11 protein-coding genes and 1 pseudogene are annotated in these 12567 nt (G+C 33.3%); 4 read left to right on the forward strand and 8 right to left on the reverse strand.

Features of this window, described 5'->3' with window-relative positions; all coding sequences use genetic code 11:
* Positions 1-4: 4 nt before the first annotated feature.
* Positions 5-2974: a protein translocase subunit SecDF gene (gene secDF, locus HQN62_RS07165; RefSeq protein WP_173503844.1), complete on the forward strand. Its 2970-nt coding sequence runs from the start codon at positions 5-7 to the stop codon at positions 2972-2974.
* Between the two features lie 90 nt (positions 2975-3064).
* Here the strand turns inward: secDF and HQN62_RS07170 are convergent, their stop codons facing one another.
* Positions 3065-3958, reverse strand: coding sequence for a LysR family transcriptional regulator (locus HQN62_RS07170; protein WP_173503845.1), 894 nt, complete (start codon positions 3956-3958; stop codon positions 3065-3067).
* Positions 3959-4151: 193 nt separating this feature from the next.
* Between HQN62_RS07170 and HQN62_RS07175 the strand changes: the two genes are divergently transcribed.
* Both HQN62_RS07175 and HQN62_RS07180 read left to right on the forward strand, forming a co-directional pair.
* Entirely contained in the window at positions 4152-4745 is a 594-nt protein-coding gene (locus HQN62_RS07175) for an NAD(P)H-dependent oxidoreductase (protein ID WP_116795826.1), read from the forward strand.
* A gap of 101 nt (positions 4746-4846) precedes the next feature.
* Positions 4847-5125 (forward strand): putative quinol monooxygenase, encoded by a 279-nt coding sequence (locus HQN62_RS07180; protein WP_217362508.1) that lies wholly within the window; start codon positions 4847-4849, stop codon positions 5123-5125.
* A 57-nt stretch (positions 5126-5182) separates the two neighbouring features.
* Here HQN62_RS07180 and lgt read toward each other — a convergent pair whose 3' ends face one another.
* The 6 genes and pseudogenes from lgt to HQN62_RS07210 all read right to left on the reverse strand — a co-directional run bounded on the left by lgt (position 5183) and on the right by HQN62_RS07210 (position 10653).
* Positions 5183-6112 carry a prolipoprotein diacylglyceryl transferase gene (lgt, locus tag HQN62_RS07185; RefSeq protein WP_173503847.1) on the reverse strand — a complete coding sequence of 310 codons (930 nt, stop codon included), beginning with the start codon at positions 6110-6112 and terminating at the stop codon, positions 5183-5185.
* Positions 6113-6302: 190 nt separating this feature from the next.
* Positions 6303-6545 (reverse strand): membrane protein insertion efficiency factor YidD, encoded by a 243-nt coding sequence (gene yidD, locus HQN62_RS07190; RefSeq protein ID WP_173503848.1) that lies wholly within the window; start codon positions 6543-6545, stop codon positions 6303-6305.
* A 105-nt stretch (positions 6546-6650) separates the two neighbouring features.
* Positions 6651-8129 carry a cysteine--tRNA ligase gene (gene cysS / locus HQN62_RS07195; RefSeq protein WP_173503849.1) on the reverse strand — a complete coding sequence of 493 codons (1479 nt, stop codon included), beginning with the start codon at positions 8127-8129 and terminating at the stop codon, positions 6651-6653.
* 40 nt (positions 8130-8169) lie between these two features.
* Positions 8170-8560, reverse strand: a pseudogene (locus HQN62_RS07200) (four helix bundle protein).
* Between the two features lie 35 nt (positions 8561-8595).
* Positions 8596-9267, reverse strand: a complete 672-nt coding sequence (gene folE / locus HQN62_RS07205; RefSeq protein ID WP_116795821.1) for a GTP cyclohydrolase I FolE — start codon at positions 9265-9267, stop codon at positions 8596-8598.
* 189 nt (positions 9268-9456) lie between these two features.
* Entirely contained in the window at positions 9457-10653 is a 1197-nt protein-coding gene (locus HQN62_RS07210) for a pyridoxal phosphate-dependent aminotransferase (protein ID WP_173503850.1), read from the reverse strand.
* A gap of 126 nt (positions 10654-10779) precedes the next feature.
* Between HQN62_RS07210 and HQN62_RS07215 the strand changes: the two genes are divergently transcribed.
* Complete coding sequence (locus HQN62_RS07215; protein ID WP_173503851.1) at positions 10780-12111, forward strand: PDZ domain-containing protein; 1332 nt, start codon at positions 10780-10782, stop codon at positions 12109-12111.
* 39 nt (positions 12112-12150) lie between these two features.
* Here the strand turns inward: HQN62_RS07215 and HQN62_RS07220 are convergent, their stop codons facing one another.
* Positions 12151-12540, reverse strand: coding sequence for a DUF1573 domain-containing protein (locus tag HQN62_RS07220; protein WP_173503852.1), 390 nt, complete (start codon positions 12538-12540; stop codon positions 12151-12153).
* Positions 12541-12567: the final 27 nt, after the last annotated feature.

Genomic DNA, 12567 nt, shown 5'->3' on the forward strand with positions numbered 1-12567 from the left:
AATAATGCAGAATAAAGGACTTATTAAATTTTTCGCAATTCTATTTGCATTGGTAAGTATTTACCAACTTTCTTTCACTTTTGTTTCAAGCAAAGTTAAAAGTGATGCAAAATCTTTTGCTGGCGGAAACCCAGAGAAAGAAGTAAAATATTTGGATTCAATTGGTAAAGAAAAAGTGTTTAGCTTAGGTTTTACTGATTTTACATTCAATGAAGTAAAAGATAAACAAATCAACAAAGGACTTGACTTAGAAGGAGGAATCAATGTGACTCTTCAAATCTCTGTTAAAGACATTTTGAAAGGATTATCAAATAATTCGAAAAATCCAGTTTTTAATAAATCTTTGGCGGATGCCACTGCAAATAAAAAAGGAAATCAAGCTTATATTGATGCATTTTTTGAAGCTTTTGAAGCTAATTCTAAAGGATCAGTGAAATTGGCGTCACCTGATATTTTTGCGAACAGAAGTTTGCAAGGTGAAGGTGGAGTAACTTTTCAAATGACAGATGCTCAAGTTCAGAAAGTAATCAAAAGAAAAGTTGATGAATCTGTTGAAAGTGCTTTTGGTGTATTGAGAAAACGTATCGATAAATTCGGTGTAACACAGCCTAATATTCAAAAACTAGGTGAGTCTGGACAAATTCTTGTAGAGCTTCCAGGGGCTAAAGATATTGATAGAATCAAAAAATTATTGCAAAGTACTGCTCAATTAGAGTTTTGGGAAACTTATAAAGTTGAAGAAATTGGTAATTTCATCATGGCTGCTAACGAGGCTTTGAAAAAAACTGAAATTGCTAAAGTTGAAACTAAAACTGTTGCAAAAGATTCATTAAGTGCTTTATTGACTGATGGAAAAGATTCTACTGCAACTAAAAAAGGAAATAACCCTATCATTGATAAAATTGTAGCTCAAGGTGGTGGACCAGTTTTAGGTCTTTTCTCTCCAAAAGATACTGCTACAATCAATTCTTACTTCAAAAGAGCTGATATCAGAGTTTTACTGGCAGGCGAACAACGTTATGCGAAATTTGTATGGGGAAAACCAACTACAATTAAGGATGCAAAAGAAAAAGAGGTTGAAGTTGTTGAGTTGTATGCTTTAAAAGGTAACAGAGATAATGTTGCTTCAATGGGTGGTGGTGTTGTAACTGACGCTAGTGATACTTTTGATCAATTAGGAAAGCCTGCTGTTTCTATGCAAATGAATAACGTAGGAGCCAAAGAGTGGGAAGAATTAACAGGAAGAGCTTATACTCAAAAAAGTAATATTGCTATCGTCCTTGATGATATTGTATATTCTGCACCAGGTGTTTCAAGTGGACCGATTGCAGGTGGTAGATCTGAGATTTCAGGACAGTTTGATGTTACGGAAACTAAAGATTTAGCGAATGTATTAAGAGCAGGTAAATTACCGGCTGCTGCTGAAATAATTCAGTCTGAAGTTGTAGGACCATCCTTAGGTCAGGAAGCTATTGATAATGGTACTAATTCTGCAGTAATTGGATTGCTTTTGGTATCTCTTTGGATGATGATCTATTATGGTAAAGCAGGTTGGTATGCAAATATTGCTTTAGCAGTCAACTTATTGTTTATGTTTGGTATTTTGGCAAGCTTAGGTGCTGTACTTACACTGCCAGGTATTGCAGGTATCGTTTTAACGATGGGTACTGCGGTTGATGCGAATATCATTATTTATGAAAGAGCGAAAGAGGAATTAAGGTCCGGTAAAACTTTGGATGAGGCTGTTAAAGCTTCTTATAGTTGGACAGGTGCAATGCGTTCTATCGTTGATGCAAACGTAACGCACATCTTGACTGGTGCTGTATTGTTTATTTTTGGATCTGGACCAATCAAAGGATTTGCTACTACTTTATTAATCGGTATTATTACCTCTTTGTTTACTTCTATCTTTATTGCTAGAATTTTTATAGACAGAAATATTGCTGGTAAAAATGATTTATCTTTTGTGACTAAATTTTCTAAAAATTTCTTTACTAACTTCCATTTTGATTTCCTTGGAATAAAAAAATGGACTTACCTTTTCTCTATTGTTGTAACTATTGTAAGTATTGCATCTATTGCAACTCACGGTTTTGATCAAGGTGTCGATTTTGTTGGAGGAAGAACTTTCCAAGTTCGTTTCGATAAATCAATGAAACCTGAGGAGGTTAAAGATGAGTTGACTACTGTATTTGGTAGTGCCGAGGTTAAGATTTTTGGTGAAGACAATCAGTTAAAAATCACAACTAAGTATAAGATACAGGAGACTGGTAGTGCTGCGGACGAAGATGTAAATAAAAAATTATTTGCAAGTTTGAAAAAGCATTATGGTGCAGATATGACTTACGATAAATTTATAAATGCTTATGAAGGTAAAAGATTAGGTGTTGTACAAGCATCTAAAGTTGGACCAACAGTAGCTGAAGATATTAAAACAAATGCTTACTGGGCCGTATTAGGAGCAATGCTAATTGTAGGTTTATATCTAGTAATCAGTTTCAGAAAATGGCAATATAGTTTAGGTGCTATTGCAGCGGTAGCGCATGACGTTATCTTCGTATTAGGAGTGTATTCATTGCTTTGGAAATATATGCCTTTTGGTATGGAGATTGATCAGCACTTTATTGCGGCTATCTTGACGGTTATTGGTTACTCTATGAATGATACCGTAATTGTATACGACAGGGTACGTGAGTTCTTGGATGGTAAAACAAAAGGTTCATTCTCTGAAATTGTAAACAAATCTATTAACTCTACAATGTCAAGAACAATCAATACTTCGTTGACAATGATCTTTGTATTGTTAATCATGTTTATTTTTGGAGGAGAATCTATTAGAGGATTTATCTTTGCAATGCTTATTGGTATTATAATTGGTACTTATTCTTCATTGTTTATTGCAACTCCAGTATTGGTTGATACCATTTCTAAAGATGAGAAACATAATGTTGAGGTTAAACACCAAGAAAGCTAGTAATTAGCAACATATATTTATAAAAAAGATTCAACGTAAGTTGAATCTTTTTTTTTGGATTAGTGTGTAAATATTTGTGTTTAAAAATTGCTACATTATTTTCATGAAAGTGTCTTTTATTAATTGTATTTCATCTGTGTAAATTGTTTTCTTTTTGTTAGCAAAATAGAGAGTATTCTCTAAAGGAGTTTTTCCTTCCCACAAAAGCTTTATTTTGCCGCTTTCCAGTTCTGTTTTGCACAAGAAATCCGGAATTACTGCCAATCCACTACTGTTGCTTAAACAACGTACTATAGAGTTTAAATTTGGAACAATATAGTTTGGTCTGAAATCTGCATGTTTATTGAAATTAAGTTGCCAAAAGCGTCTTAAATGTTCCATGTCTCCAGTAGTTCCATACCATTTTTGTTGTTTTAGCCAAAATTCTATTGCTTCTAGGTCATTTTGCTTTTTCAAAGAGTTAAAGGCATCGGAATCTGTTTCATTGCCACCAATTAGAACAATTGTTTCTGAAGAAAAGCCTTGATATTCGATAGTGTTCTTAACAATCATTTGCGGAGTAATGATTAAATCTAAAATTCCTTTATCCAGGTTTTCAATCATTTCTGGATATTCTCCAAATTGAATAATCACATTAAACGGAAAAGTTGCCAAATAGGGTTCTAAAGTAATCTGAAAGGTTTCAAAACACATTCCGATACTAATGGTTGGTGTATTTTTTTCTGTGCTTCGCTGGAAATTTTTCTCTGCCTCTTCTAATTTAGATAATGCATCTGTTATAAAATTATAGAGCACTTTCCCTTTTTCGGTAGGAATCATTTTTCTACTGGTTCTGTCGAATAATTTATAACCAACATAACTTTCGAGTGAGCTTAAATGTAAACTAACACCAGGTTGTGAAATAAACAATGCGTCGGCGGCACCTGTTAAGGTTCCGGTTTTGTAAATATATTTGAAAGTTCTATACCATTCTAGATTTACCATTTCGTCAAGTATTATAATTATGATACAAAGGTATGAATTATGTTATTTTAATAATAATGATAAGGGTTGTAAATTTGCACTATCAAATTAATATAAAACAATATGAAATGAGCGTGACCGTAAATTGGTCGTAAACACCAATGAAGATATGCGAATTACATATGATCAATAAAAAAACAATAAACAAATACATATGAAAAAGATATTCATAATAAATGGGGGACAAAAGTTCGGACATTCAGGTGGAAAGTTTAATCAAACAATAGCAAATGCAACCGCTGATTTTTTTATAAATCACAAAGATTTTGAAGTAAAAAGTACTGATGTAAACGATGAGTATGATCCGGCTCAAGAAGTGGATAAATTTGTTTGGGCCGATGTAATTATTTATCATACGCCGATTTGGTGGTTCCAATTACCACACGCTTTCAAAAAATATATAGACGTAGTATTTACCGAAGGACATAATAATGGCATTTATAAAAGTGACGGGAGGTCTTCTAAAAATCCGGCTATAAATTACGGAACGGGTGGGATGTTACATGGAAAGAAATATATGGTGACCAGTTCATGGAATGCACCGAAAGAGGCTTTTACATTACCAGGTGAATTCTTTGGGGAAACAAGTGTAGACAACGGACCTTTATTTGGATTTCATAGAATGAATGCTTTTACTGGGATGAAACCTTTAGAAAGCTTACATTTTCATGATGTTATGAAAGGGGCTAATGTTGATAGTGATTTAGAAATGTATAGAAATCATTTGACTCAATTATTTTTGAACTAATTATGAAATGAGCATGACTTAAGGTTTGTCTTAAACGCAAATGAAGATATGCGAATTACATATTCCAACATAAACAGTATTAGTTGCATATGAAAATAAATTTGACAGTAATTATCAAAAGTAAATCAGAGTATAGAGAAGAATTGAAGGCAATCTTGGTGGATTTAACGAAGAATTCTAAAAAAGAAGCTACCTGTCTTCAATCTGATTTGCATCAAAATATAGAAGATCCGAATGTCTTTATTCTTCACGAAGTTTGGAAAAATAAAGAAGGACTGGATTTACATAATAAGCAATCATATTTGTTGAAATTTATTCAGACTTCTGAACTTTTTTTAGAAGAAAAAATAACAGTTTTTACAACTTCAAGAATTGGATAATCAAAAAAATAGCCACTGAAAATTGAGTGGCTATTTTTAAATTAAATAAAATTCAATTTATATTTCATTTGTTTTTTTTGCTGTAATTACAAAATACAATCCCACTATTATAAACGGAATACTTAACCATTGTCCAGTTGATAATATGTTTCCTAAATCACTTTCGAAACCTCCTTGGCTTTCTTTTACTGATTCGACTATGATACGAACCGTGAATAAAAGTACTAGAAACAAACCAAATAAAAAGCCTGATTTTTTTCTGGCATCCGTTTTCCAATAAAGGAAAAACAATGCCGCAAATACAAATATGTAGCAAAAAGCTTCGTATAATTGGGCTGGATGTTTGGCGGGAACTTGTTCTAATAAGTTGGCGTATTGAGGATTGGTGGCAATTGCATTGTAAGCTTCTTTTGGCGTAGGAAGTTGAGTCGCATTGACAGCTTCTCTTGGAGTAAATTGATCTCTCACAAAGCGAATCCCAAAAGAAGAAGTTGTTTCTTTACCGACAATTTCCGAATTGAAAAAATTCCCCAATCTCACAAAAATTGCTCCACTGGCAACTGGAATAACTACTCTGTCTAATATCCATAGTAATGGTTTTTGAAGGACTTTTTTACTAAAGAAATACATCGCAATGATGATAGAAATTGCTGCTCCATGACTGGCTAATCCTTGGTATCCTGTAAATTGAAATTTAGGGCTAAATCGGAAGGGTAAAATGATTTCAGCTAAATTGTTTCTGTAGTATTCCCAATCATAAAAGAAAACGTGTCCCAAACGTGCACCAACTAATGTTGCTAGTACGGTCCAAACAAATAAAGAGTCTAACTTGTCTATGGCAATATTTTCTCTTTTGAAAATATGTTTCATGATGTACCAGCCCAGTCCAAAAGCGATTACAAACATCAAACTGTAAAAGCGAATAATGAAAAAACCTAAATCAATACCTTCGGAAGGATTCCATACAATGTTTAAAGTGTGTGTCATTTATTTTTTATTTTTTGTGAAAATACTATTTTGATTTGATTGATTGTGTTAATTAAAAGGTAAGAAATGAGCTAGAGTATAAATTGGTCGCAAATACTAATGCGGATTTGCGACCCGAGCGATAGCGAATTGGCGAAGCAATTACATATTCCAACATAAACAATATTAGCTACATATGAATTTTTCTTTTTTAGTGAGTGTGACTGCATTTTTTCTCTGGAACAGGGTCATAACCTCTTCTGCCCCAAGGATGACAGCTCAAAATTCTTTTTATTCCTAAATATCCTCCATAAAACAATCCGTGAATTTGTAAAGCCTGAATCATATATGTGGAACAAGTCGGTTCAAATCGGCAAGCAGCGGGAGTAAAAGGGGAGATGGCTCCCTGATAAAACCGTACGAGTAAAATGAATGGAGCTGTTAGGAATTTCATGGAGTTTGATTTAAGATTAACGATTTAAGATTAACGATTTAAGATTAACGATTTGAGATTAGCTGTGAAATCTGAAGTCAAAAATCGTTATTCAACAATCTAAAATCAATTTATACTAAAACTAGTGCCTTCTTTCCCGTCTTTCAATTGAATACCCAAAGCGATTAATTGATCACGAATTTGATCTGACAATGCAAAATCTTTATTGTCTCTAGCCTGTTTGCGCATACCAATAAGCATATTTACGACACCTTCTAATTTATCAGTATTACCATTAGCTTTTTCTTCTTCCAATCCCAAAACATCAAATACAAAAGCTTGCATAGTTGTAGTGAATAATTTTAAATCGGCAGTGTTTAAAGTTTCTTTTTCGTCTTTTAATAAATTAATAAAACGAACTCCTTCAAATAATTGTGCAATAAGAATTGGTGAATTGAAATCGTCATTCATAGCATCATAACACAATTGTTTCCAACTTGCGATATCAATTGAGCTACTTGCGCTTGCAGAAATACTTTTTAAAGATTCCATCGCTTCCATCAATCTTTTATATCCTTTTTCGGCTGCAATAATTGCTTCGTCAGAGAAATCAAGAATGCTTCTGTAGTGAGCCTGTAACATAAAAAAACGTGCTACCGATGCTGAAAAAGCTTTGCTCAAAAAAGCATTATCTCCAGTTAAAATCTCTCCAGGTAAAATATTGTTTCCAGTAGATTTGGCCATTTTTTTGCCATTCAAAGTAAGCATATTAGCATGCATCCAGTAATTTACGGGAGTATGTCCAGTACAAGCTTCATTTTGTGCAATTTCACATTCATGGTGTGGGAATTTTAAATCCATTCCACCTCCGTGAATATCAAAATGGTTGCCCAAATATTTAGTACTCATCGCAGTACATTCTAGGTGCCAACCCGGAAAACCATCGCTCCAAGGCGAAGGCCAACGCATAATATGTTGGGGTTCGGCTTTTTTCCAAAGCGCAAAATCCTGTGGGTTTCTTTTATCTGATTGTCCGTCAAGATCACGGGTATTGGCCAGCATATCTTCGATGTTACGACCGCTTAATACTCCGTAATGATTGGTTTCATTGAATTTAACCACATCAAAATAAACCGATCCATTGGCTTCGTAACCAATTCCTTTATCAATAATGGTTTTGATGATTTCGATTTGCTCAATAATATGTCCCGTTGCCGTAGGTTCAATGCTAGGAGGCAAAAAGTTAAAAGCATTCAAAATATCATGAAAATCGACCGTGTAGCGTTGCACAACTTCCATTGGTTCGAGTTGTTCCAAACGTGCTTTTTTGGCAATTTTATCTTCACCTTCATCCACATCGTCCACAATATGTCCTACATCCGTAATGTTACGAACATAACGGACTTTATAGTCCAAATGCAATAAGTATCTAAAGATTACATCAAAAGACATAAAAGTTCTCACATTTCCTAGATGCACATTGCTGTAAACCGTCGGTCCACATACATACATCCCTACATTTCCTTCGTTGATTGGTGTAAATGTTTCTTTTTCTCCCGAAAGAGAATTGTATATTTTTAAGGTCTGACTTTTATATAAGGACATTTTGGTTTATTGTTTGTTGTTTATTGTTATGCTAAAATTGTTATTTGAATTTTAGGCCTTTGATTTCACAATTGTTTAAATAGTTCATCATAGAACCAATCTTGTTCTTTTCTAATTCAACCATTTCATTTAATTTCAAATGTTGTTCTTCAGAAATCAATTTTTTATCAAAAGCTCGATAAGATTATGATTTTACTTCTCCAGCAGAACCTTTTGCAATGCTTAAAAAGTGAATAAATTCTTTGTTGCCATTTCGTTCAAAGCCCTCAGCAATATTATCCATGATGGATCCTGAACTGCGGTCAATTAGATCTTTTAAAGAATAGTTTGTCTTTAGATTTGTGTTTTGTATTAGGTCATTCAATGTTTTGGCAGATTTCTCTAGCCAATCTCCATATTTCTAAATCTTCGAATTTTAGTATTTTCCCCATAACAACAAACGATAAACCAAAAACAATAAACTTTTTTAGAATTTAGTATCTAATTTGATATAGTCCAAAAACTCTCTTTTTGTTTGTGGGTCTTTGAATTTCCCGCCAAATTCAGAAGTTACCGTACTACTTTCGATATCTTTGATTCCTCTTGAATTCACGCAAAGATGTTTAGCGTCAATTACACAAGCTACATCTTCTGTACCAAGGGCTTGTTGAAGTTCTTGAACAATTTGCATCGTTAAGCGTTCTTGTACTTGAGGTCTTTTGGCGTAATGTTCTACAATACGATTCATTTTCGAAAGACCAATTACTCTTCCGCTCGAAATGTAAGCCACATGCGCTCTTCCGATGATAGGCAATAAATGGTGTTCACAAGTGGAGTAGAGTGTAATGTTTTTTTCAACTAACATTTCTCCGTATTTGTAATTGTTTTCAAAAGTGGAAGCTTTTGGTTTTTTGTCAGGATTTAATCCACCAAATATTTCTTTTACAAACATTTTGGCTACACGATTGGGTGTTCCTTTCATGCTGTCATCTGTCAAATCCATTCCCAATGTCAATAGAATGTTTTCAACATCTTTTTTTATTTTTTCAATCTTTTCTTCATCTGTAATGGCAAAGGCATCCTCTCTTACTGGATTTTTGGCATTGGTACTAATATGATTGTTTCCTATTTCGTCTTGAAATTCTTCGTTGTTTATCATTAAAAGGTACTATTATTATGAGTGTCTATTTTTAAGGGGTAAAGATAATTAATAAAAAGGAAACATTTTCTATCGTTTCGGGTTTTAATTATAGCAAAAATTGATGAAAAGATTGATTAATTCGATATTAAAGCAAAAAAGGCAATACCATTTGAATGCTATTGCCTTTTTGAAATTATAAGGTAATTTTTATTTTTTATTGTAAACCGTAATTGCTTCTTTCAAAATTCGAACTGCACTGATTAAATCTTCTTTTTTCAAAACATAAGCAATACGTACTTGGTTTAAACCTACACCCGGAGTCGAATAGAATCCTGCAGCGGGAGCTATCATTACTGTTTCACCATTAAATTCATATTTTTCTAAAAGCCATTGCGCAAAATCATCGGCATTATCAATAGGCAATTGAGCGATACAATAAAAAGCTGCTTTTGGAGTCTTTACGATTACGCCTTCAATTTTGTTCAATTCGCTAATTAAAATATCTCTTCGTTCTTTGTATTCAACTATTACTTCGTCAAAATAACTTTGAGGGGTGTCAATTGCAGCTTCGCAAGCAATTTGTTCGATTGTTGGAGGACATAAACGAGCTTGTGCAAATTTCATTGCGGCAGCAATAACTTCCCTATTTTTAGTTACCATACAACCGATACGAGCGCCACACATACTATATCTTTTAGAAACAGAATCAATCATGATCACATTTTGTTCGATTCCCTGTAGGTTCATTACCGAAAAGTGATGGTCTCTTTCGTCATATATGAATTCACGATATACTTCGTCAGCGATTAAAAACAAATCATGTTTTTTAACCAAATCTCCCAGTTGATTAATCTCAGATTCTGAGTATAAATATCCTGTTGGATTATTTGGATTGCAAATTAAGATAGCTTTTGTTTTTGGCGTAATTGCTTTTTCGAATTCTTCAATTGTTGGCAGTGTAAAACCACTTTCAATATTAGAAATTACAGGTACAACTTTTGCACTTGATTCTTCCGAAAAAGCACTATAATTAGCATAAAAAGGTTCAGGGATAATGACTTCATCTCCTGGATCCATGATGCTTCCAAGAGCAAACAAAAGTGCTTCAGAACCCCCAGTAGTTATCATTATATCTTCATAGTCTACTTTTACATCTTGTTTGGTGTAAAATTGGGCTAGTTTTTTTCGGTAACTTTCATATCCCGCAGAAGGCCCATATTCGATGATAGTTAAATCAATGTTTTTTATCGCTTTGATGGCAATTTCGGGGCTTTTTATATCGGGTTGTCCAATGTTTAAATGATAAACCTTACGCCCCTGTTTTTTAGCTATGTCTGCATAAGGAGCCAATTTTCGGATTGGCGATTCCGGCATTCTTCGACCTCTGATTGAAATTTCAGGCATGATTGTAAAATTTGAGGTGCAAATTTGCAATTTATTTTTCAAAATCACTGTAAACAATGTATCTATTTTGTTGTTTTTTGCCCATTATTATTGTATAATTGGGTAATAATATAGAAATATAACTAAATGAAAAAAAAATGTATATTTTTTCTTTTATTAATAGCAATAATGCCTGTTTTTGCCCAGGATGGTTTTGTATTTGACAAAGGAATTGAAAAAGTTACCGTGCCGTTGGTTTTAATCAATAATTTGGTTTTTATTCCGATAAAAGTAAATGGAGTAGAGTTGAATTTTCTTTTGGATACCGGTGTTGAGGAAACTATTCTTTTTAGTTTAGAAGATAATCCAGATGTCAATTTTTATAATTCCGAAAAAATAACCTTGAGAGGTTTGGGTAGCGAAGAGGCAATCGAAGGTTTGAAAACCACTAACAATATTTTGGAATTAAATGGTTTGACATCCCATCATCAGCTTATTTATGTTATTTTGGATCAGAGTTTCAATCTGTCTTCCCAAATTGGGATTCCTGTAAATGGTATTATTGGCTACCAATTCTTTAAAGATAATTTGGTTCGTTTAGATTACGCCAGTAAAAAGGTAATTATTTATAAAAATGACGATGAAAAAAGAAAAAAATTTGAAAAAAAATTTAGCACAATTCCAATTACAATTGAGAAATTCAAACCTTATTTGAAGGGTAATGTTGTTATGGATAAAGGTGGTGTGGATGTGAAATTATTAGTTGATATAGGAAACAGTGATTCGATCTGGCTTTTTCAAAATTTATCGGAACTAATTAAAGTGCCTACTAAGAATTTTGAAGATTTTTTAGGCAAAGGTTTTAGTGGTGATATAGAGGGGAAAAGAGCTCGAATTCCTGAGTTTTCATTTGAGAAATATGACTTTAAATCTCCGATTGTTGCATTTCCAGATTCCAGTTCCATAAAAAGTGTTCGCATGGTTCAAGATCGAGTTGGGTCTGTTGGTGGCGAAATTTTAAAGCGTTTTTCGGTGATTTTTGATTATAAAAATGAAAGACTGTATTTGAAGAAAAATTCCAATTTCAATGAGCCATTTACCTACAATAAGAGTGGTATTGAAATAAAACATAATGGTTTGCAATGGGTGCAAGAAACTGTAAAGTTGGAAACGGTTCCTCTGTCAGGAGGTGTTACGTTTGATAGTAGCGGAAAGAATATAACCAATGATTTTAAATATAAGTTTCAACTCAAACCAATTTATGAGATTGCCAATATTCGAAAAAAATCACCGGCAGCAAATTCTGGCTTGCAGGTAGGAGATGTTATTATTTCTGTTAATAAATCACCTGCGTATCGATATTCATTACAAAAACTGAACGAAATGTTTAAATCTGAAGAAGATAAATGGATTTATTTGGAAGTAGAACGAAACAATCAAATATTAAAATTTGCCTTCCAACTTCAGGATATTTTATAAAAAAAGCGCTTTTTTTAAAGCGCTTTTGATGAAATTATTTTAGTTCGTGAGTATTTCTCCTTTGATTTTTAATGGTACTCGACCTTCTTCGTAATTTACCGCATTGGTCTCTAAAGTAATGGTTTTGCGTATTGGACCAGGAACCATATTGTATTTTATATCAATTCGGTCTGATTTTCCTGGAGCAATTGCTTGGCCAGGTTTGTACAATATCGTACAGCTTGCTGTAGATTGAATTCCAGTTATGTTTAACGGTGCATCACCTGTATTGGTAAATGTAAAACTTCGAACACCATTGTCACTTGATTTGTACACTTTTTCATAGTCAACGGTATTTTCTGCCTGAAGAATGTTGATTTTTGGACCACTTTGTGCAAAACCAATGCTACTTAAAAATAGCAATACGATAAAAGCTGTAATATTTTTCATTTCCTTATGTTTTTTTAGTAGGTATAG

This window comes from Flavobacterium sp. M31R6 (assembly GCF_013284035.1).
GTDB lineage: Bacteria > Bacteroidota > Bacteroidia > Flavobacteriales > Flavobacteriaceae > Flavobacterium.